Source organism: Sporomusa acidovorans (assembly GCF_900101845.1).
Taxonomy (GTDB): domain Bacteria; phylum Bacillota; class Negativicutes; order Sporomusales; family Sporomusaceae; genus Sporomusa; species Sporomusa acidovorans.
The window spans coordinates 1-22,129 of the sequence record NZ_FNAM01000056.1; the positions used below are offsets into that span (position 1 = coordinate 1).

General features: G+C 46.6%; 20 protein-coding genes and 3 pseudogenes. 22 read left to right on the forward strand and 1 reads right to left on the reverse strand.

The window, feature by feature from the left end:
* The 3 genes from BLR65_RS24890 to BLR65_RS24900 form a co-directional block, all read left to right on the forward strand.
* Window positions 1-546 (forward strand): DUF1638 domain-containing protein (locus tag BLR65_RS24890; protein WP_093796923.1); only part of this gene is annotated, 546 nt, incomplete at its 5' end.
* Between the two features lie 81 nt (window positions 547-627).
* Window positions 628-852 (forward strand): DUF1638 domain-containing protein, encoded by a 225-nt coding sequence (locus tag BLR65_RS31930; protein WP_373657747.1) that lies wholly within the window; start codon window positions 628-630, stop codon window positions 850-852.
* Window positions 845-1,471: a DUF3786 domain-containing protein gene (locus tag BLR65_RS24900; RefSeq protein WP_093796927.1), complete on the forward strand. Its 627-nt coding sequence runs from the start codon at window positions 845-847 to the stop codon at window positions 1,469-1,471. Before BLR65_RS31930 ends, BLR65_RS24900 begins: the two co-directional genes overlap by 8 nt.
* Before the next feature lie 326 nt (window positions 1,472-1,797).
* Here the strand turns inward: BLR65_RS24900 and BLR65_RS24905 are convergent, their stop codons facing one another.
* Window positions 1,798-2,472: a TetR/AcrR family transcriptional regulator gene (locus BLR65_RS24905; RefSeq protein ID WP_093796929.1), complete on the reverse strand. Its 675-nt coding sequence runs from the start codon at window positions 2,470-2,472 to the stop codon at window positions 1,798-1,800.
* A gap of 149 nt (window positions 2,473-2,621) precedes the next feature.
* Between BLR65_RS24905 and BLR65_RS24910 the strand changes: the two genes are divergently transcribed.
* From BLR65_RS24910 to BLR65_RS24990, 19 genes and pseudogenes are all read left to right on the forward strand, one after another.
* Window positions 2,622-2,849, forward strand: a complete 228-nt coding sequence (locus BLR65_RS24910) for a hypothetical protein (protein ID WP_093796931.1) — start codon at window positions 2,622-2,624, stop codon at window positions 2,847-2,849.
* A gap of 135 nt (window positions 2,850-2,984) precedes the next feature.
* Window positions 2,985-3,563 carry a TetR/AcrR family transcriptional regulator gene (locus BLR65_RS24915; protein ID WP_093796933.1) on the forward strand — a complete coding sequence of 193 codons (579 nt, stop codon included), beginning with the start codon at window positions 2,985-2,987 and terminating at the stop codon, window positions 3,561-3,563.
* A gap of 59 nt (window positions 3,564-3,622) precedes the next feature.
* Window positions 3,623-4,987: an SCP2 sterol-binding domain-containing protein gene (locus BLR65_RS24920; protein WP_093796935.1), complete on the forward strand. Its 1,365-nt coding sequence runs from the start codon at window positions 3,623-3,625 to the stop codon at window positions 4,985-4,987.
* Window positions 4,988-5,119: 132 nt separating this feature from the next.
* Window positions 5,120-6,307 carry an efflux RND transporter periplasmic adaptor subunit gene (locus tag BLR65_RS24925; RefSeq protein ID WP_093796937.1) on the forward strand — a complete coding sequence of 396 codons (1,188 nt, stop codon included), beginning with the start codon at window positions 5,120-5,122 and terminating at the stop codon, window positions 6,305-6,307.
* On the forward strand, window positions 6,304-9,381 hold the full coding sequence (locus tag BLR65_RS24930) for an efflux RND transporter permease subunit (protein ID WP_093796939.1): 3,078 nt from the start codon (window positions 6,304-6,306) through the stop codon (window positions 9,379-9,381). Before BLR65_RS24925 ends, BLR65_RS24930 begins: the two co-directional genes overlap by 4 nt.
* A 360-nt stretch (window positions 9,382-9,741) precedes the next feature.
* Window positions 9,742-9,885, forward strand: a complete 144-nt coding sequence (locus BLR65_RS30115) for a hypothetical protein (RefSeq protein WP_169717065.1) — start codon at window positions 9,742-9,744, stop codon at window positions 9,883-9,885.
* Between the two features lie 220 nt (window positions 9,886-10,105).
* Window positions 10,106-12,406 carry a molybdopterin-containing oxidoreductase family protein gene (locus tag BLR65_RS24935; protein ID WP_093796941.1) on the forward strand — a complete coding sequence of 767 codons (2,301 nt, stop codon included), beginning with the start codon at window positions 10,106-10,108 and terminating at the stop codon, window positions 12,404-12,406.
* Entirely contained in the window at window positions 12,403-12,858 is a 456-nt protein-coding gene (locus tag BLR65_RS24940; RefSeq protein WP_093796943.1) for an NADH-quinone oxidoreductase subunit NuoE family protein, read from the forward strand. The genes BLR65_RS24935 and BLR65_RS24940 overlap by 4 nt, the downstream gene beginning before the upstream one ends.
* The gene (locus BLR65_RS24945; RefSeq protein ID WP_093796945.1) at window positions 12,855-14,093 is read left to right on the forward strand and encodes a complex I 51 kDa subunit family protein; all 1,239 of its coding nucleotides are present in this window, start codon (window positions 12,855-12,857) and stop codon (window positions 14,091-14,093) included. Before BLR65_RS24940 ends, BLR65_RS24945 begins: the two co-directional genes overlap by 4 nt.
* 4 nt (window positions 14,094-14,097) lie before the next feature.
* A pseudogene (locus BLR65_RS31935) lies at window positions 14,098-14,787 on the forward strand (2Fe-2S iron-sulfur cluster-binding protein); the annotation flags it as partial.
* A 69-nt stretch (window positions 14,788-14,856) separates the two neighbouring features.
* Window positions 14,857-15,561 (forward strand): annotated as a pseudogene (locus tag BLR65_RS31940) ([Fe-Fe] hydrogenase large subunit C-terminal domain-containing protein); the annotation flags it as partial.
* A 49-nt stretch (window positions 15,562-15,610) separates the two neighbouring features.
* Entirely contained in the window at window positions 15,611-15,811 is a 201-nt protein-coding gene (locus tag BLR65_RS24955; RefSeq protein WP_093796949.1) for a hypothetical protein, read from the forward strand.
* Window positions 15,812-15,957: 146 nt separating this feature from the next.
* Window positions 15,958-16,275, forward strand: a complete 318-nt coding sequence (locus tag BLR65_RS31945; protein ID WP_093796951.1) for an SCP2 sterol-binding domain-containing protein — start codon at window positions 15,958-15,960, stop codon at window positions 16,273-16,275.
* A gap of 48 nt (window positions 16,276-16,323) precedes the next feature.
* A pseudogene (locus BLR65_RS31105) lies at window positions 16,324-16,419 on the forward strand (transposase); the annotation flags it as partial.
* A 134-nt stretch (window positions 16,420-16,553) separates the two neighbouring features.
* Window positions 16,554-16,784, forward strand: coding sequence for a hypothetical protein (locus BLR65_RS24970; RefSeq protein WP_093796955.1), 231 nt, complete (start codon window positions 16,554-16,556; stop codon window positions 16,782-16,784).
* A 44-nt stretch (window positions 16,785-16,828) separates the two neighbouring features.
* Entirely contained in the window at window positions 16,829-16,999 is a 171-nt protein-coding gene (locus BLR65_RS24975; RefSeq protein WP_093796957.1) for an OmpH family outer membrane protein, read from the forward strand.
* 477 nt (window positions 17,000-17,476) lie between these two features.
* Window positions 17,477-18,253, forward strand: coding sequence for an IclR family transcriptional regulator (locus tag BLR65_RS24980; protein WP_093796959.1), 777 nt, complete (start codon window positions 17,477-17,479; stop codon window positions 18,251-18,253).
* Between the two features lie 711 nt (window positions 18,254-18,964).
* Complete coding sequence (locus BLR65_RS24985) at window positions 18,965-20,287, forward strand: MFS transporter (RefSeq protein WP_093796961.1); 1,323 nt, start codon at window positions 18,965-18,967, stop codon at window positions 20,285-20,287.
* 285 nt (window positions 20,288-20,572) lie between these two features.
* Window positions 20,573-21,973 (forward strand): FAD-binding oxidoreductase, encoded by a 1,401-nt coding sequence (locus tag BLR65_RS24990; protein WP_093796963.1) that lies wholly within the window; start codon window positions 20,573-20,575, stop codon window positions 21,971-21,973.
* The last annotated feature ends 156 nt before the right edge of the window (window positions 21,974-22,129 follow it).

Here is a 22,129-nt window from a genome sequence, read left to right on the forward strand (position 1 = left end):
TGCGGGATTTATCAGCCGGAGCTGGGACAGGTTTTAGCTCAGATTAAAGCGGAAAAGCTGTTTGATTGTGAACTTACTGAAACCTACCTGCCGATCAATCTGCATAATGATTTAAAAAAACTGAAAACAGCTGTCCAGGAGGCCTTGGACGCCTCAGACGCAGACCGGATTATTCTGCTCTATGGTTCGAAATGTCATCCTGAATTTGATTTATTCCTGCAGGAGTATCCGATCGTCAGGTTTGACCAGTCCAACTGTGTTGAATTGGTTATGGGCAAAGGCCTGCTGGAGGGGGGGATGGATTCCCGGACTTTTTACCTGACTTCCGGGTGGATGCTTAAATGGCGGGAGCTTTTCGATCCGGGCTGGGGTGTGGATGAGGTTGCCATAAGACAGAGTTTTGGCTGTTATAACCGGATATTGTTTACCGATTCCGGTATGACTGCCTACGGCAATACGTTTTACTGTCCGGTCAAAAACAGGCAAGTGCCTGGCATGCCGTCGCTGTGCCAGTACTGCGCCGCGGAGGCTATATATGACAATTAAAATAATTGCCTGTGAGGTCATGCGGGAAGAACTTCTTACTGTAAAAACAGAGCAAGAAAAGCGGGGGCTAGTCCATTAATTATACCGCGAGTTCACGATTGCATATCCCTATTTCTGGGGTCGCGAGAACGATATAACTGCCTAAGCAAGGAAGAAATAGGTACTTTATACTTTACTTGTGGATGGATGACTGCCGGTGAGGATATCTTTTCCGAGCATCAGCGGACTGTAGAAAAATATGGGGAGAAAAGTAAGCGTGTGAGTAGAGCATTAGCGGTGCTCAATGAAAGGAGCGTTTATGAGTAGTGGCTATGAGCAAATTTATGAAAACCTAATACCTAAATTGAGTAGATGCGATTTATCAGAGGTTGCTGAACGGCTTGGTCTATCACTTCGATCGGATGGTGCCGTTTCTGTCAATTTTCTTGGACGGGAATACGAGATTAGTTCCTGCGGTGTTAATCCGACGGACGGTAAGCCGGTTAATGTCAACAACCGTAGTGTGCTGGCGTATTACACATTGTCCCAAGGCATGGGTGAGCCTGAATTTTCGTATGTGCCGATTTCTTATCATAGCGACTTGGGAATAATACTCACAAATACAAAATGGATGACTGACCCGCTAGGTAAAGCATTCAATAGAAACTATGAAGCATTCAGCGAAACCATGTACAGATTAGGTGGGATTTTTGATGGCAAGCTGAAATCGGATGCCTATTCATGGTATCTAAAAGTATTGCCGAAAATCCCCCTGCAAATTATTTATCATGATGGTGATGATGAATTTCCCTGTGAAGTTCGGATTTTGTTTGATAAAAATGCTTCGCTCTTTTTGGAGTTTGAATGTCTGGCTTTTTTAGAGGGATGCCTTGTAAGAGCCATAATTATGACTGCACAAACGGGAGACACAACGGGATGGGTATAATACTAAAAAGAAAGTGCGTAAATTTTCAATCTATGAAAGATTTATGCCTCCATGAGATAGTGCTCATACAAGCAGGGGGGTTATTAGCAAAACGTACGTAAGCAATTTTTGTAGGAGAAAAGCCATTCCAGTCTTGCATAATGCAGTACTCACCTCGTGCAAGGTGGGCACCCCTAACACGCATTCGCTTCGTTTAGAACGTCTATGACAATATAAAAACTGTACGATTATATCACTGCTTTACTTTTCAATCTGAACACATAAGTACACACAGAAAGGTCAAAAGCCCTTCTTTTAACACTAGTTTAATTACAAATTATATTTTCCTATTTGCCAGCTGGAGTTTTTTGACTTTTCTGGGATGCCGCTATGAGCCCGTCAATCAGCAACTCTATTGATTTATCCAGCATTGCTCCTTTTATAGGTATTAAATGCGGCGGAATAACAGCCTGATTGACAATTAGGCTCGCGATCCCCTGCGTGTGAGCCCAAATGCTGAAAGCAAGCAAATCGGGTTCGCAATTTGTTATCTTCTGATCTTTCATAACCGTTGTAATAAGCTGAACCACCGTATTCCAACACTCTATACCTGCCTCGTACAGTTCCGGATATTCCCTGTAATCGGGGGCTGTAGGACCAAAAATCAGGCGGAACAGTTCAACTTCCCGTTGGGCAAAACCCACATAGGTTCTCACTAACTGGATCAGTTGTTCTTTAAAGTCCTGGTTAATATTGGCTACGGCAACCAATTCCTTTGACAAGATCCGGAATCCTTCTGCCGCAACCGAGGCAACGAGGGCGGTCTTATCTTTAAAATGATGGGCAGGCGCGGCATGAGATACGCCTGCTGCCTTGGCTACTTTTCTCAGCGTCAAACCGGCAACACCGTCAATAGAAAGAATTTGCAACGCGGTTTGAATGAGTGCCTCCCGCAAATTTCCATGATGATAATGTGACTGGTCTTTCGGTGTTATCATAATTCCAGGATGCTTACTGTCCATTGTATCTCCTTTCAATATTTCAGGCAATGACTATCTTGACAGTGTCAAGATAGTCATTGTATTATATAGGCATATATTGTATTGTATCACGCTTAGTTAAAACTAGGAAAATATCTACAAAAAAAAATCACTATGTGGGAGGTGGAAAAATGCTTACTACTATTATTCAAGGAATCCCAGTCGCGACAGATCCATCGCTGCTACCGGAACAAATTAATCTGATTATAGCAGAGCTGAAGCAGGACTGGGCTTGGGAAGGTCGGCAGGTCGGAAGAGTAGAGGTCGTTTGTTCTGGACAAATGATTCATATTGTGTCATACGAAAAACCGGTTTTTCAGTGCATACCTTTAGACTTTTACGAAACAAAAGGAGCATGATTGACGTTTCAGCTTTAGGATAGCCAAGGTCGCCTCTCTTTGTTAGGCATAACCGTCTTTATGATGCGAATACGAAAATAATTCTTTACTGAGTGTTCCCAAAATGTTATTATTCTATTAACAGGAGGGAAAGTAATGGGACGAAGCAAAGAATTTGAGGAAAGTATAGTTCTCCAGAAAGCCATGGAATTATTTTGGCAACAAGGTTATGAAAAGACATCTTTGAATGACTTGGTAGAGCATATGGGAATTCATCGAAGAAGTTTATATGATACCTTCGGTGATAAGCATACATTGTTTTTAAAAGCGATAGATTGTTTCGGCGAATTTATAAAAGCCAGACTAAAATTTGAAATTTCACGCGCAGAAACGGCAAAACAAGCTATACAGTGCATCTTTGATTTTATGATTGAAGCAAGCGGGGATAGAGCATTGGGTTGCCTATTTGTAAACTCAGCAACTGAGATGGCACCCAGAGATAAAGAGGTAGAAGAAAAGGCGAAAGAAGCATTTATGCAATTAGAGCATCTTCTTGCGGATCTTATTCGCAAAGGACAGCAAGCAGGTGAATTTCGATGTGATTATGATGCTGAAATTTTGGCAGAAAGCTTGCAGAATACGTTGCTGGGGATTCGGGTACTTGCAAGAACCTCAGCTAGCAAAGAAAAGCTGCAGCGGATAGCGGATTTTTCCTTAGCAATTTTGAACGAATGAATTTTTTTGCAGTAATGAGAATGATTGTTCTCAAAAATAAATGTAAAGGAGCAAGTTTAATGAAAACAGTATTTGACCAAACAAAATTAGCGGATACGAATGACCACCCGTCGATAAAACGCTATAACGAAAGAAAGGCGTCAACGGCACCTCAAGCAACCGGCTCAAAACTCAATGCCGTGCATTTGCGCGAGATGTGCCTTGCATTAGGCGCTGATGATGTGGGTTTTGTCGAGATCGATCGTCCGGCATTAGCTGATCAAAAAGCGGACATTCTGAATGTATTCCCCTGGACTAAGGCGCTTATTAGTTTTGTCGGACGGATCAACAGAGAAAATCTGAGAAGTCCCGCACGTTCCATTGCCAGTCACGAGTTGCACCAGGTGGAAGAACGGCTGAACCACGCTGCCCACGCATTGGTAGCAGCTCTCGAACGGAAAGGCATTCGTGCAGTAGCCCCTGCAGCTGGGTTTCCAATGGAAATGGACCAATGGCCAGGCAAGCTACAAATATCTTACAAGCCCATAGCCGTAGCCGCCGGCCTTGGAAAGATGGGCCTACACCGCCTTCTTATTCATCCAGTGTTCGGGAGTTTTGTCCAGATCAATACTGTGCTTATTGATACCGAGGTGGACGAGTACAGTAGTCCTCTGACCTATAACCCTTGTCTGGACTGTAAGATTTGCTCGGCTGCCTGTCCCACAGGAGCCATCGGTACGGATGGGGTCTTCAATTTTATGAATTGTATCACACATACCTATCGAGAGCTGCTAGGCGGATTTTCAGACTGGGTTGAAAATGTTGCAGACAGCAAGAACGGAGCCGAATACCGGTCCAGAGTAAGCGACGCTGAAACGGTTTCGCTGTGGCAGAGTATGACGTACAAACCGTGTTACAAATCAGTGTATTGTATGGCAGTTTGCCCGGCAGGCGACGAAGTGATCCCGCAGTATCTTGCTGACAAGAGTAAATTTATCGAAACTGTGGTCAAACCTCTTCAACAAAAGACAGAGACTGTCTACGTCCTCCCAGGCTCAGACGCAGAAAGCCATGTCCTAAGGAGGTTCCCGCATAAAAAGATAAAGCGCGTAGGTAATGGTATCAGACCAGCGTCCATAGCCGCCTTTATCGCGTCGATGCCGCTCGGCTTCCAGCGTCACAAGTCCGAAGGACTGTGTGCAACCTATCATTTCACATTCACCGGAAACGAGAGCATTGAGGCGACAGTGGTCATCAAAGACAAAACGATTCAAGTTAATCAAGGACACGTAGGTGTCGCAGACGTACAAGTCAATGCAGATGCCAAAACCTGGCTGCGCGTGCTTCATAAAGAAACGTCCATACTAAAGGAAATAATCTTCAGAAGGATCCGCATTAAAGGATCGATGAAGTTGTTCAAGGCCTTTGGCGAGTGCTTTGCCTAGAAAGGGTAACTCGGCGGGTGTTTTCACAGCCCTTGAAGCCAGGTGGCGTCTTATTACCAATATCCGGTTGATGATGTGATTTACTCAATTGCGCATTTATATATAGAATTCTGATTCAGGAGAGGATAAGGAATGAGTAATGATTCTAGTGTAGGTTTTAGACAATGGAAGCGATTTAGCCCAGTACGTCCGGGCCGCTGCCCAAATGAAACCGGCCGCCGCTTTGCTTTGCTTGCCGTTATTGGTCTGTTATCGCTTGTCTTGACTGCATGCAGCGGGAAGGTACAGCCTGATCCGCGTACACAGGCACCGTTGGTCAGGGTCGCAACTGTTCAAAATGCCGTATCGGCGCCCCGGTCTTTTACAGGAATCGTAGCTGCGCGGGTGCAAAGCGACTTGGGCTTTCGCGTATCGGGCAAGGTGTTGGAACGTCTTGTTGATATGGGCCAGACGGTCAGGCGCGGACAACCGCTTATGCGAATCGATCCGACTGATCTGGGGCTGGCGGTGCAGGCACAGGAAGAGGGGGTCGCGGCCATACGGGCGCGGGCGCGGCAGACGGCACAAGAGGAAGTCCGGTATCGCGCTTTACTGGCGACCGGAGCGGTGCCGGCCTCGACCTACGATCAGATGAAAGCGGCGGCGGATGAGGCTAAGGCGCAGCTCAGTGCTGCCACGGCTCAGGCCGGGTTAGCAAGAAACGCATCCGACTACGCTATATTGTCCGCCGATGCTGATGGCGTTGTGGTGGAAACCCTGGCCGAGCCCGGTCAAGTAGTGAGCGCCGGCCAGGTGGTGGTGCGCGTGGCGCATGCTGGCCAAAGGGAAGCCGTCATCCGGCTGCCGGAAACACTGCGTCCCGCAGTGGGCTCCGTAGGCCGCGCAGTGCTCTACGGTAAGGAAGAGCTGATTGTCCCGGTAAGACTCAGGCAGCTTTCGAACGCGGCGGATCAACTTACCCGTACCTTCGAGGCGCGGTATGTTCTGGAAGACGCGCTGGCTGATGCTCCTCTTGGCGCGACTGTTACCATTCAACTTGCTCAAGATCATGCGTTGCCACAAACCGACCTGCAGGTGCCGGCGGGCGCGCTGTTTGATCCGGGCGAAGGCCCGGGTGTCTGGGTGCTTGACGGCGAGCCTGCCCGCGTCAACTGGCGCCCGGTGAAGATCCGGAGTTTGGATGATGAGGCCGTGCGTGTTACGGGTAATCTCAATGCTGGTGACCGCGTCGTCGCACTCGGGGCTCATCTCCTGCGCGAAGGCGACTTGGTGCGGGTGGCGGAGACTAATCCGGCTCCCAGAATTGGGGGTCAGCTATGAGCGGCTTGAATTTGTCGGCCCTTGCCGTCCGTGAACGCTCGGTGACGCTGTTTCTGATCATCCTCATTTCCCTGGCCGGCATTATTGCTTTTTTCGAGCTGGGGCGTGCAGAAGATCCTGCCTTTACGATCAAGTCGATGACCGTTATCACGGCTTGGCCGGGAGCCACCGCCCAGGAAATGCAGGATCAGGTGGCGGAAAAACTGGAAAAACGCATGCAGGAACTGCGCTGGTACAATCGGACCGAGACCTATACCCGGCCCGGACTGGCGTTCACTACGGTGCACCTGCTTGACAGCACGCCGCCTTCCGAGGTACAGGAAGAGTTTTACCAGGCGCGCAAAAAGATAAGCGATGAGGTAAGCAATCTTCCTGCCGGCATCATCGGTCCCCTGGTGAATGACGAGTACTCGGACGTGACCTTCGCGCTGTTCGCCCTGAAGGCTAAAGGGGAACCCCAGCGTCTGCTCGTGCGGGAAGCCGAAACGTTGCGTCAGCGTCTGCTGCACGTAGCGGGAGTAAAGAAAGTGAATATCGTTGGCGAGCAGAACGAACGCATCTTTGTGTCATTTTCCCATGAGCGGCTGGCGACATTGGGGATCTCTCCGCAAGATATCTTTACCGCCCTCAACAATCAGAACGCCATCACGCCCGCCGGCTCCATTGAGACGGCCGGGTCGCAGGTTTTTATCCGCCTCGACGGGGCCTTCGACGAATTGCAGAAGATCCGCGACACGCCGGTGGTGGCTCAGGGCCGGACTATAAAGCTGTCAGATATCGCCTCGGTCGAACGCGGCTATGAGGACCCGGCGACCTTCCTTATCCGCAGCAACGGCGAGCCGGCACTATTGCTGGGCATCGTGATGCGCGAGGGCTGGAACGGTCTTGACCTGGGCAAGTCACTGGATGAGGAGGTTGCATCGATCAATACCGGGCTGCCGCTGGGAATGAGCCTGACCAAGGTGACGGATCAGGCCGTCAACATTCGTTCGGCAGTCGACGAATTCATGCTCAAGTTCTTTGTCGCTCTCGGTGTTGTAATGCTGGTGAGTTTTTTGAGCATGGGCTGGCGTGTGGGCATTGTGGTCGCAGCGGCAGTGCCGCTGACGCTGGCCACCGTATTCATCGTCATGGCTGCCACCGGCAAAAATTTCGACCGCATCACGCTCGGATCGTTAATTTTGGCGCTGGGGCTTTTGGTGGATGATGCCATCATTGCCATTGAGATGATGGTAGTGAAGATGGAGCAAGGCTATGACCGCATCACCGCATCTGCCTATGCCTGGAGCCATACCGCCGCCCCCATGCTGGCCGGTACCCTGGTGACCGCAATCGGTTTCATGCCGAATGGCTTTGCCCGGTCTACAGCCGGTGAATACACTAGCAACATGTTTTGGATTGTGGGCACTGCGCTGATCGCGTCCTGGGTTGTTGCCGTCGCGTTCACCCCTTACATAGGCGTCAAGCTGTTACCGGAGATTAAGAAGGTTGAAGGCGGCCATGCCGCCATCTACGATACTCCGAAATACAACCGTTTCCGCCGCCTGCTGGGGAGTGTCATCCGGCGCAAGTGGCTTGTTGCCGGGGCCGTAGTTGTTGCCTTTGTGTTCGCTATGCTTGGCATGGGTGCAGTGAAGAAGCAATTCTTCCCGACCTCCGACCGTCCCGAGGTTCTGGTTGAGGTGCAGATGCCCTATGGCAGTTCCATTGAACAGACCAGCACCGCTGCGGCCAAAATTGAAGCCTGGCTGGCCCAGCAGGCTGAGGCGAAGATCGTGACTGCTTACGTGGGGCAGGGAGCGCCGCGCTTCTACCTGGCCATGGCGCCCGAGATGCCCGACCCCTCCTTTGCCAAAATCGTAGTGCGTACGGATAATCAGGATGAGCGCGAGGCACTGAAATTCAGGCTGCGCCAGGCCGTTGCTGATGGGTTGGCGCCAGAGGCGCGCGTCCGCGTTACCCAACTCGTTTTTGGTCCGTACTCGCCCTTCCCGGTAGCCTTTCGCGTTATGGGGCCGGACGCGGATACGCTGCGCGCCATTGCGGCCGAGATGCGGCAGGTGATGGATGCCAGTCCCCTGATGCGTACAGTCAACACCGACTGGGGATCGCGCACGCCTGTCCTGCACTTTACGCTTCAGCAGGACAGGCTGCAGGCTGTCGGCCTGACATCGAGCGGGGCCGCCCAGCAGCTCCAGTTCCTAATCAGCGGCGTATCGGTTACTTCAGTGCGTGAGGACATTCGCACGGTGCCGGTCGTTGCCCGCGCGGCGGGCGATATACGGTTTGATCCGGAAAAAATCGCTGGCTTCACGCTGGCCGGGGCCGGTGGGCAGCGCATTTCGCTGCAGCAGGTGGGGAGCAGCGACGTGCGTATGGAAGATCCGATCCTACGCCGGCGTGACCGCACACCGACGATTACCGTGAGCGGTGATATTGCCGAGGGGCTGCAGCCACCGGATGTATCTACCGCTGTAATGAAGAATTTACAACCGATCATCGAGAAGCTGCCGCCCGGCTACCGGATTGAGCAGGCGGGCTCCATCGAAGAGTCGGACAAAGCCACCAAGGCGATGTTCCCGCTGTTCCCGATTATGATAATGTTGACACTGCTGACTATTATCCTGCAGGTGCGGTCTATATCGGCCATGATCATGGTATTTGCGACTAGTCCGCTGGGACTGATCGGCGTGGTGCCGACCCTGCTGCTGTTTCAGCAGCCTTTTGGCATCAATGCCCTGGTGGGACTGATTGCGTTGTCGGGAATCCTGATGCGCAATACGCTGATCCTGATCGGACAGATCCACACGAACGAAAAGGAAGGACTGGGGCTTTTCGAAGCCGTGGTCGAGGCGACGGTGCAGCGTTCCCGTCCGGTAATCCTGACGGCCCTGGCCGCGATTCTGGCCTTCATTCCGCTCACTCATTCGGTATTCTGGGGGACGCTGGCCTACACGCTGATTGGCGGAACCTTTGCCGGCACGGTGCTGACGTTGATCTTCCTGCCTGCGATGTACGCTATCTGGTTTAAGATCAAGCCGGACGCTGCAAAGAATTTTGGAAATCTTCACTAGACAACGATTGTCCTGTCAATGGACTCAAAAAAAGGAGGAAAAAGCAATAGGTGCAACATTTAAAGACGCTCAAACAGAATCAATCGATGAAAATGTTTCTGATGCAAAATTTTACTAAAAGTAAAAACTATCCTATTGTTCGCCAGAATATCAAGCTACGATACCCAGAATCTTGTTTATAAACGCAACTTCAGAAAGGACAGATTGAATTTCTTCAACCTGTCCTTTTCTAAAGCAAATGATATAGATCATTTAGAGAAAGAACCAAGAGGAGAGCAATGTGGTTATGTTTGATGAGAAACAATTATAAAATGAAATGGTGTACCTATTGTGGGTATGATAAGGAAAGGATTGATGAAAATGGAGAAGATGATCCAAAAAAAGGCCTATGAATTGGGTTATGAGAAGTGCGGCATTATTCCAGTCAATATGTTGGATGGTTACAGAGAAAAAATTGAAGAACGTATTCGGAAAGTTCCGGAATCTGAACAGTTTTTTGTTTAATAGGTTTAGCAAAAAGTAAATTTAAGGAGCATCTTTAATGAAAACAGTAGTTGACCAAACAATTAGCGGATACAAATGACCACGTAAATTTTAAAATTCGATACAATGCCAATAAATTTAAGCATTCTACAAACGATTTCAACTGCAGTATCGCTGATTGGCGAAATCGGAAAGATTTTTATCAAACCAGAGACCATTATAGTAAGGAGGTAATAATTTCATGGGCGAATGGAAAAAGACACAATGCAATATGTGCGCTGTAAGCTGCGGTCTGGAGATGGAGGTGGAAAACAATAAAATCGTTAATGTACGTCCTGACAAAGACAGCCCCAAATCAAAAGATTATTGCTGCAGAAAGGGCAGAGCGGCAAAATATTATCAGGACAATGCCGATAGGCTCGACTACCCGCTGAAACGGGTGGGCAAAGAGTTTGTAAGGATTTCCTGGGAGCAGGCGTATAGTGAAATCGGGGCGAAGGCGAAAGAGATACTTGATAAGTACGGTCCGCGGACATTTGCACTTGCCGGCTGTGGTTTGGCTTCCGCACAAGGTGAAGCTCCGATTGGGCTAACACTATTTAAAAAAGCAATAGGTACGCAATATTACTATAATCCGATAGGTATTGAATTTATGGGGTTTTGGTGGAGCTGCGGCAAGATATTTGGCAGTCAGTTAAGTGTTCCGGAACCGGATGAAAAAAACAACGATGTGCTTATTTTCTGGGGCAGCAATTCATATGTCGCGCATAATTTCAACAGGTCAAGACAGGTGACCCGCGAGTTTTCCGAAGACCCAGACCGTATGGTGATTACTGTTGACCCTCGTTTATCGGAAACGGCGAGAATGTCAGATATGCACATTGCATTGCGGCCGGGAACTGACTCACTGCTTATACGTGCCTTGATTGCGCTGATAATCCGCGAGGGCTGGCAGGATCAAAAGTTTATAGATGAGAGAGTTCTTGACTTCGATAAAGTTAAATCCTGGTTTGAAGGCTTTGATATTGAAGGAGCGCTGAAGGTTTGCGGCGTTCCGTACGAACAGGCGAGAGAATTCGGTAAAATACTGGCGACGAGAAATTGGGGTACGCATCCGGATCTTGGGGTGTTTATGGGCCGGCATAATACGCTGAACAATTATCTGCTGTTAATGCTGATGGTTATTACCGGGAAGGCGCTCGTTAAGGGCGGTAGTGTTGTTGCTAACACCTTTGTCAATATGGGAGATCATACAGACGAAAATGATCCCAAAGTATGGCACACAGTAGAAACAGACAGAGCTCCTGTTCTCGGAGTTTATCCGGAAGGCGTTCTTTCTACGGAAATCCTGAGCGACAATCCGGAACATTTGCGCGTACTGTTTACTTCATTGACAAACCCGGCGCGGTCTTATCCCGATTCAAAAGCTATCGAAAAAGCGCTTGACAAGCTTGATCTCCTGGTTGTCATTGACATCGTTATGACCGAAACAGCCAGACACGCGGATTATGTTCTTCCGGGGAAAACCGCCTATGAAGCCTACGACTTCAATATGTTTCAGGTAACATATCCGGAAACCGTCTGTCAGCTGAAGCATCCGTTTATCGGACAGATCGGAGAGAGAAAAGAAGACGGGGAAATATGGCTCGGTATCGCTAAAGCGATGGGACTGCTTCCCCCGATTCCCAATTCTCTGTATAAAGCGGCTGAGGGTGATCGCGTCATCTATTTTACTAAACTCCTTATGCTTGTCATGAAACACAAAGAATATTTTGACATCCTGCCGCTGATTATAGCGGAGACGCTGGGAAAAGCGATGGGCTCTCCCACCAAATCAATGATGTGGGCAGTCCTGATCACGTCTCCCCTGGCGGGAACAGACATCATCAAACGAGCTGGGTTTACTGCAGGAAAGAAGCATCGTCTGCTGCAGCTGCTGCCGCCGTTAAAGAAGATCTGCATAATGGACAATGTGTTTCAGGCAGTTGACGATCACCCGGAAGGCGTCGTGATCGGAATTACTGACAACGACAAGGAAAATCTGAGACATATCACCCATAAGGACAAGAAGTTCCATCTCTATAATGACGTCATAAACGATTATATTCAGAATATAACGCCGGAAAAGGAAAAAGCGGAGCTGGACGGCGATGTTGAGTATCCGTTCGTAATCAGTTCGGGAAGACATTCCGACGGAGGCGTCAACGGCGTTATGCGCAATCCGGCAACATACGTTTATCGCCAGCCGTATACGCTTGCGATGAATCCCGAGGATGCTCAAGAATGCGGATTCGTGGAAGGTCAGAAGGTGCGGGTAACAACAAGGGGCGGAACTCTTGTGGCACCTGTTGAAACCTCGTATCAGATAGCAAGAGGATATTTCTTTGTTCCGCATCATTTTGGGTTTACATTCAATGGCGAGACAATCGGCGAGGGTGTAAATACTTTAGCAAGATCTGTCGATCTTGATTCGATCACAGGCAATCCTTTTTTACGCTATATACCGTGCAAGGTAGAAGCTGCAGAGGCGGTGGGGAAATGAAAGCAGAATACAAAGAAGTAATAACCCGAACAAAGGAATCCGGCGGGATCCTTGACGCCATGCTTGCTCTGCAAGAAAAAGATGGCTATCTGACGCGCGAGGCTGTCGAAGCGCTGGCGAAAGAATTTGATATGTTCTCCTCCGAAGTGTATGAGACCGCGAGTTTTTACAGCATGATTAAACTCGCGCCTCCCGAAGGAAAGACGGAGATTTTAATCTGCCACGGAGCGCCGTGCCATGTAGCCGGCTCGGCAGAGGTTATAGCGGCAGTCGAAAAGGCTCTTGGAATCAAAATCGGAGAAACGACCAAAGACGGAAACTATTCCTTCGGCTATACCGAATGCCTTGGCCAATGTCAGGCTGCGCCTTCATTGGTAATCAACAGAAAGCTATATACAGACATGACACCCGAAAAGGTGACTGAGTTATTGAAAGGAGGGCTTGACAAATGATTAAGGAAATGAAAATAGCCCTTAGGAATGCTGGAAAAATCAATCCGAACTCGATTGACGATTATATAAACGCCGACGGCTATCAGGCGCTGAAAATGGCCAGACAGATGGACAAAGCCCAGCTGATATCCACGCTGGAGGACGCCGGCAAGCTTCGCGGGCGCGGCGGCGCGGGCTTCAATACCGGTCTTAAATGGAGCAGTGCCTTTAAAGCTGAAGGCTGCGAGAAATACGTTGTCTGCAACGCCGACGAGGGTGAGCCCGGAACCTATAAGGACAGAACCATCATCGAAAATGACCCGCACACCGTTATTGAGGGTGTTCTAATCTGCGCCTACGCCATCGGCGCAAAGGAATGCTATATATACTGCCGCGGCGAGTATGAACACTCCATCTCACTGCTAAGAAACGCCATCGCTCAAGCGAAAGAAAAAGGAATTAGCGCTGAGGTGAAAGTTAGAGTTCACTCCGGTGCGGGCTCCTATGTATGCGGCGAGGAAACAGCGTTGTTGAATTCTCTCGAGGGCAAGCGAGCAGAGCCGCGTTTAAAGCCCCCGTTCCCCACGACTGCAGGCTTCCGTGCAAAGCCTACAGTTGTAAATAATGTTGAAACCTTTGCTGCCGTTCCCGCAATCGTGGAAAAGGGCGCGGAATGGTTCAGAGCGATCGGCTCTCCCGAATACCCCGGGACGAAGGTTTTCTCTTTAAGTGGCGACATAGTCCACAAGGCCTGTTTTGAGGCACCCACCAATGTCACACTCCGGGACGTCATCTTCGGCTTCGGCGGCGGAGTTGCAAACGGGTGCAAACTCAAGGCTATTCAGGTAGGCGGAAGCTCCTGCGGCTTTTTGACCCCGGATAAGCTGGACACTTCTGTTGACTTCGACTCCATGAGGGCTATCGGCAGAGCTCTCGGCTCCGGCGCGATACTGGTTATCGACGACAGCCACAACATCGTGGATATTCTGGTTGGCATCGCGGAATTTTTCAATCACGAATCCTGCGGTAAGTGCGCCCCCTGCCGCGAGGGTACACTCAGAGCCGCCCAGCTCATTAGAAATATAGCGGACGGCAAGGGCTCAAAGAAGGATCTGGAGCAGATTAAAGACCTGTCGGAGATGATGGGAATGTCCTGCTTCTGCCCGCTGGGACAGTCCGCGACTGCCGCTGTGACCAGTGCAATGGAGCTGTTCCCTGAAGATTTTCGCGCAAAAATCAGCAAACAGGAGGTGTAGTCAAATGGGAAATGTGAATATTACAATTAACGACAAAAAGGTGTCGGTTCCCGCGGGCAGCACCATCCTTGAGGCTGCTTTAAAAGCTGAAATCAGGATACCCACACTTTGTAACCTGAAGGGCATAGACGCCAGGGCAAACTGCCGTCTGTGCATAGTTGAGGTGGAAAAATCCAGAACTTTCCAGCCTGCCTGCGCCACCAAGGTGTCCGAAGGCATGGTGGTTCGTACCGACACACCGGCAATCCGCAAGTCTAGGAAGATGACGCTGGAACTTCTTTTGTCACGCCACGCTGTGGATTGCCACCACTGTATGAGAATAGGCAGCAGCAAGTGCGATGACCTTGACCCGAAATTTTGTGAAATGTGCTTTTTTTGCGACTGTGTGCGCGACGGTTTCTGCGAACTGCAGGCTCTGGCCCGCGAATACAAGGTGGATTATCTGCCTTTTGTGATTGAAGCGAATACAGAACCTTTGGACACATCTACCGGCTCTGTGAGCCGCAACCCCAACAAGTGTATCAAGTGCTGCCGTTGTGTTGACGTCTGCAATGACGTCCAGGCTGTCCATAATCTGTGCGTCGTACACAGAGGGTCTGAAATCAAAATCCTGCCCGAAATGGGTAAAAGCATGGCAGAAAGCCCTTGCGTCCAGTGCGGCAGATGTGCTGATGTCTGCCCGACAGGCGCGATTTTCATGCTTGAACACAAGGATGAAATGCTTTACAACACGCACAAATACGGCGTCACCACTGTGGCACAGATTTCAGCCAATGTCCTTGCTCAGCTGGCAGCGCTGTTTAAGCTGAGCACGCCCCAAGCGGATATCAAAACCGTTACCGCCGGTCTTCGCAAGATTGGTGTGGACTATGTGGTGTCCGATGACTTTGCCCTCGCCAAAGCTCAGGCCAAAGCGGAGAAAGAGCTTGAAAAAAGACTTGCAAGCGGCACCGTTATCCTTACAAACAGTTATGCCGCCGAAAAGTTCGTCAAGCGTAATTTCCCGCAGCTTACGGGTAACTTGCTGGTTTATAATTCCGCCCAGCAGGAGTTCGGGCAGTATGTCAAGACAACCTTTGCCGACGAAAACAAGCTGGACGCGAAAAACATAAGGACGATCTCAATAACGGCAGACAACGAGAACTCCGCCGAGGCCGCGGAAACCGACAGCGTGGATTTCTCAGTCAATGCCAGAGAGCTTTACCGCGTTTTCATGCGTACCGGCGCCAATCTGGCAAGAATCCGGCCCACGGAACTTGACAGCTTCGGTACCGCCGAAGTTAAGTGTGACGGCCTGTTCTCACCTGTAAAATGGGAGATGTACAGTAAGATAAATATTAAGACGTTCACGGTGGCGGGCAATCCCGTCCAAGCAGTCGTCGCCACGAACCTTGGTCAGGCCCGCGAGCTGCTGACTGAGCTTGCGGGCAGTAAGTCGCCTTATAGCATTATTAGGATTATTGCCTAGAAGGAATAATGAGTTGAGTTGTGTAGAAATAAATATTTGGAGGTGCGCGATGGAGATTACAGAAAAGGATCGCAAGATGGCAAAATTTTGTCTCACTGGTTGTCCGGTATGCAAGCATGCTCGCAAAAAGCAGTCAGGAGCAGCCTTTTGGTTCGTAAAAAATGTCGAACCTAAGCTATGTCCGTATTGTCAAGCTTATGAACGCGTCTACGGAAAGAAAGCACATCAGCAACTGAACGGGAAGGGTTAAACAAAGGCATTTGATCTGGTATTCAATCCCATCATTGCTCAAGTGAAAAATATCTCCAGAAAGCCATAGACTTATTTTGGAAACAAGGCTATGAAAAGGCATCTTTGTTGGACATTTGGACAAGAAATTGGAATTCTCATTTTGCAATGGGGACTCAGTCACCGCAAATTGTTTTGCCCCAGCTTTTCCAGCGTAAACAATCAGCTGGAATTGATGCGAGGTATCACTTATCTTTCACTGGCGAAGAAACGCTTTCAGCCACGGTTGTCATCTCCAACCAAAGAATCGAGGTGTCCAGTGGTCTTCATGGCAAACCCGACTTAGCTCTAAGGGCTGATGCCAGAACCTGGCTTGGTTTCCTGGCGAAGGAAAAAAGCCTGCTTCCCGCCCTTCTTACAGGCAAAATACGTATCAAGGGGTCACCGAGTCTGCTGAAGGCCTTTGGCAGGTGTTGTCCCTCTTGAGTCTAAAAATAGGCATAGCAAACAAATCCATCCCAATATCGAATTTTATTACTGAAAGATTCATACTGTAAGGATACGGGGCGTCCTGCCAAAGAACCTGAAATGCTAACAAAAATACTTATCTTGCAATATCTATACAATATAAAGCAGCTTATAGCCGCCGGGGGCATTAAAACAAAATCCGCCGACAGCGGCAGAAGATGGCTCGGCGGAACTCAAGACGGAACCGGAGCCTACACAGGCATGATATTGATTAGTGGCAGAAAGAAGGAATAGACATGTTTATACAAAAAAAGATGTATTCGGCAACCCTGCTTATGGTATTTTTTATGGCTGTGGCATTCGGCACCATACCGGTTCAAGCTGCGCCGAACGCTTCCCTGGTCGGGGTGGTGGATTATTTGTATTTGCTTAACCAGCAGCCAGAAACGGCACAAGCCAATGACGCCCTTAGAAGTGAGCAGGAAGCGCGGCCAAAAAGGAATTCGCCGACAAATCAGCCGGGTTGAGCGATGCGGATAAGCAGAATCTTGACAGGCAACTCGGGTAGCGGGTGGAGCAGAAACATCTGGAACTACTGAAGCCGATCACCGATAAGATCAACGCCGCAATCAAGGAAGTGGCGGACGCCAAAGGACTGTCGGTGGTAGTGGGCAAAAACGTCGTCATTTACGGTGGAGTGGATATTATACAGGAAGTACTTGCGAAGATTACAGGAAAGTAGCTTTGTTGGCAAATGATTTTGATATGAAAAACAAGGAAGACGGGCTTGTTGTTAAAGCCTGTGGGGATTAGTCCAAAGCTCTGGCGGTTATTACATTCTCTGGCCGGTTGTTCAATGCTTTCTCCTAAAATACGCTTATTTTTACGTACTGACTGCATCTTAGGTCTTCTATGAACCTCTCCTCTTTCAGCGAGACTTAAATGTTTAAGAGATCGTGTGGATGTGTTATTCTTGTGGTAGACAACCATAGCTTAAACCCTCCATATGATGTTGATTTTCTCATCTTTATCATGCTCGGGTTTTCGCTATGATTGTCTAGTTTTTCTGTTGTATTTCATTTTACAATGAACCTTTTTCTTTTTAATACTGACAGTATCTTGACACTATCCTTATTTTATGATAACAGAATTTGCATCTTAATTACGTTTGTTATAATATAGTATATAAAGTAAATATCTGTTAGATAGGGAGATTATTATGAAAAAGAATGAGGGAAAAAGTGATTATATTAACGCTTTAGCCAATGGGTTAAGTGTTCTAGAATGTTTTAAAGATACAGATGAATTTGGGATAACTGAAATAGGGGATATTGCGAATCTCCCGGGCAGCAGTGTTCAAAGAATTGTACACACGCTGGAGATGAAAGGCTATCTTTATCAAAACTCTGATAATAAAAAATATCGTTTAACACCGAAGATATTATTGTTTTATCCTAAAAGTGAAAAATTAGTGTACTGGAAAGAGCAAGCAAAAAAACATATGATTACTTTAAATGAGTTTTGTGGAGAAAATGTTAATTTGGCTCTTCGTCATGATGATATGTGTAGCTATATTGAGCTTATAGAGTCAAAACAACTACTGCGTCCTCATTTTACCATTGGTGACGTTTATCCGACTTATTGTACATCATTAGGACGCAGTCTTCTGTCTGATAAGACAGACCAAGAGTTAGAATTATTGTTGCCGGAAGTATTAGATGCACGTACAGCGTTTACTATTACGGATAGAAGCAAAGTAATTGAAAAAATCAAAGAAATTGGCCAGAGAAAGTATGGTATTGATGATGAAGAATTTTATTTGGGTTTGCGTTGTGTTGGAAGTCCAATATATGGAATTGGAAATAAAGTAATAGCTGCGCTGAGTGTTATTGCTCCTAATGTTAGAATGGATGAGGAAACCATAAATAAACTTATCCCGAAGGTAATCGATACGGCCCAGAACATATCCCAAGAATATAAAAAAATATTTTCGTAAAGTTTAAAAACTGCCTACTGTGTTGAGAAACATAGTAGGCAGTTTTTTATTTTCTCAAAGGTATTTTAGTTAGCACATTACTCAAATCATCATCGAAAATGGAATCATATTATCCCGAAAATATAAATAAGAATCTTTGATTATTTTCTAAAAACGGACAACAAAATTCCGTAAAATAGTATAAAATTGCAAAAAAAATATTAAATTAGTATAAAAAATTAAAAAAAACTTAAAAAATCGGAAAACAAAAGAAGGAGTTATACCGAAAATGTAGTAATTATAATAATAAAAATGGAATAATAAAATCATGCTTTATTCTATTAATTAAAAATATTGAAAGATATAAAGACAAATCATTTGTTATTGATTTGACAATTGAAACTTCAGAAAAGTATGGATTTAAGAATCTTAGCTATTTTTAGAGTGAGCTAAGAAACATGTATGGTAATACTTAAAAACCGGTTTTTAATTTTGTTCTATATATAGAATAATTATCAATAGAAATGAGGGATGAGTAATTCAATAACAAAAGTATTTTTTAAATCATTTCTTTAAAGGGGGATTAATATTAAGAAAAAACAGAAAATTCCACATTAACTACACTAATACTCATAATTCTTTATGCAGAACTTATCTTGGCTTTTTATAAAGCTTATTCTATTGCGTAGACAATGACGAAGGGTGATTAAAAAGGTAGGGGGATTAATAAATATGAGTACAACTAAAACTGAATCGGTGAATGTGAGCTTGTCTAAACCTACAAATGTTCGTTGGTACGTATTTTTTTCGATCTTGGTTTTATGCTCTATTAACTATGTCGACCGGGCTGTTATTTCAGTTTTGATGCCGGCCATTCAATCCGATTTGGGTTTTAGCCCAGTGCTGATAGGATTTGTATTCAGCGCATTTTTCTGGGGTTATACTTTGATGCAACTTCCAGCCGGCTGGCTGTGCGACCGCGTTTCGCCGGGAAAGATTATTGTTGGGACAGGCGTTTTATGGGGGGGGTTTCAAATCCTCACAGGGATAGTTTCAAGTAGTAAATTATTTATTCTTATCAGAGTTTTATTAGGTATATCGGAATCGCCAATATATCCGGCAGGTGGAAAATTGCAGTCTGTTTGGCTGACCTCTACTGAGAGGGGACGCGGTGCTGCTCTGCTTGATGCCGGTTCTGCTATCGGTAATGCAATTGGTGCTCCGCTTTGCGCTTTATTTATGGTCTGGCTTGACGGCTGGCGGGGAGCCCTTTTTGGAACCGGCGTTTTGACAATTCTTGTTGTTCTCATGTGTCGGAAATTAGTTTCTGGTACACCGGAAACGAGTACGTTAGTAAATGAAGCAGAACGTGAATATCTTAGAAAAGCCTTTGAAGAGGAAGATGGTATTGATGCTGCGAACGCTAAAGAGCAAGACGGATCAGCTTTAAAGGGGTATCTCAAGGACCGGAGTTTCTGGGGCGTATGTTTAGGCTTTTTTGCGTATGATGCATTTTGGTATGGCCTGATGACGTGGGGAGCTCTTTATTTAGCGGCTACACAACATCTGGATATCAAAGGTCTTGGCGGTGCTATCTTTATTATTTATGGTGTTGGCGTATTAGGCGGACTAGGCGGTGGCGCGTTGACTGACCGTTGGCGCAGAAATGCCGGTGCTGATTCAAATTCTGTTTTGCATAAGCTTTTACCGGTATTAGGAATATTAATCGCCATTCCAATGTACCTGCTTAGTGTTGTTACTGATGTATATTCTGCCGTTGCGTTATTAACAATTGCTATGTTTTTTGAAAAATGGGCTGGATGCACTTACTGGAGTATGCCTGCTATTGTTTCACCACGCCAGCATTCTGGAGCGGTTGGCGGTGCTATGAACTTTTGGGGTAATCTCGGCGGTGCAATCGTACCTATCGTTGTTGGTTTCATCGTTGGTACAACTGGTTCCTATTTTTGGGCACTGATGTTATTTGTTGGTTTAGCAATTGCGTTGGGGATTATTCCGCTATTTATTGACTTTAATAAAAAAATTGGCGCATAGCAGATCCTTTTACAAAACGGTTGCTGGATTGTAGTAAATTCATTAATGACATTGGCTGATAACAACTACTGGCTATTGTAAGGTTGCAGCAATAGATATTATAAAAAAACTTTTGTTATTGGAAGACTGACAAGAATAAGACATAAGGGTAGATTAGTTACAAATTTAAGGCTAATTATAGAAGAATGGTAGTTGTTATTAGCAATGCATTACAGACAACCCAAAAGATTTTTGATGTAAATAGAATTTATATAGAAGTTATTTAATACTATGGAGGTTTTAAGGATGAGCAAATATAATGCGGTAACGCCTGAGCTAATTAGTGAGCTGGAAAATATATTAGGTTCCCGGTATGTATCCACTGATCCTGACAAGCTTGAGGTATATAAAACTGATGAAGAGGCGAACCCCAAATATCATCATTTGCCGGAAGTAGTTATTTTTCCTGGAAATGCAGAAGAAGTTGCGGCGGTTATCCGGTTGGCCAATAAATATATTGTGCCGGTAACTCCGCGGGGGGCGGGTACTGGTTTAGCCGGTGGTGCCATTCCGGTTTTTGGCGGTATTGTCTTAGTGCTTGACCGGTTGGATAAGATTATTGAAATTAATGAAGACTCGCTGTACGTAACCGCTCAGGCCGGGGTTCGTACAAGTGTAATACAAGAAGAAGCGAAAAAGCGCGGCTTGCTATATGCCGGTGATCCCTGCAGCAGTGAAAGCTGCCAAATTGGTGGGAATGTTGCAACAAATGCAGGCGGCAACCGGGCAATTAAATATGGAACAACGAGAGACCAGGTCTATATAGTGGAAGTAGTAACGCCTCAAGGGGATATCGTATCCCTTGGCAGCAGACTGGCTAAGAAAAGTACAGGCTATGCTCTGGAACAATTATTGGTAGGGGCGGAAGGAACACTGGGAATAGTTACTCAAGTAACGCTCAAACTCAAGCCTCTGGCTACGCATAGTATGGATTTATTAGCAATTTTTACGGATATAGATAAGGCTTTAAGTCTTCCTAATAAAATTGTTAAAGCTGGAATTACACCAACAAGTATGGAGTTTATGGATAACAAGGCTATTCAAAGCTGTGCCAGGTATTTGAAAATAGACTTGCCATACACCGATAAGAAGGGAGTTTATGTCATTGTTACCCTTGAAGGCTTTAATGAGGATGATGTAGACCAGCAAACAGCTATTGTTGACGAATTATGCACTGAAGTTGGGGCTGCTGAGGTACTGGTAGCTGATGAAGAACGAGTTTGGAAAGCAAGAAGAAATTTTGCCGAAGCAGCACGGGCTGATAGCCTGGTTTACTATGCTGAAGATATTGTCGTTCCTGTAGATAAAATATCAGACTTAATGAAGAAACTCCCGGAATTGGAAAATAAGTATGGGATAGCGACAACGACAGCAGCTCATATTGGTGACGGTAATATCCATGTTAATGCCCTGAAAATGAATATTCCAGATGAAGTATGGAATGACACCCTTGGTGAATTCCATAAAGAGTTATATGGTTTTATTTATAGCTTGGGAGGCAGGCTGTCTGGTGAACATGGAATTGGCTCCAAAAAAATTAAAGAGATGGAATTATTTACAAATCCACTTGAGCTTAAAATTATGAAAGCAGTTAAAAGTGCTCTAGATCCGCAAAACATTTTAAATCCAGGGAAAATTTTTAATTAATTAACGCGAGTTGACGCTTATTATTAATATACAAAGATAGGGTTTTAATAAATATGTTTGCAAAAAATCCTAGTTAGCTAATGGTGAGGGAATTTTGCCAAAACAATATATGGACAAATAGCAATACTTATACGCTGTTGCTGCGCCATGTATCCC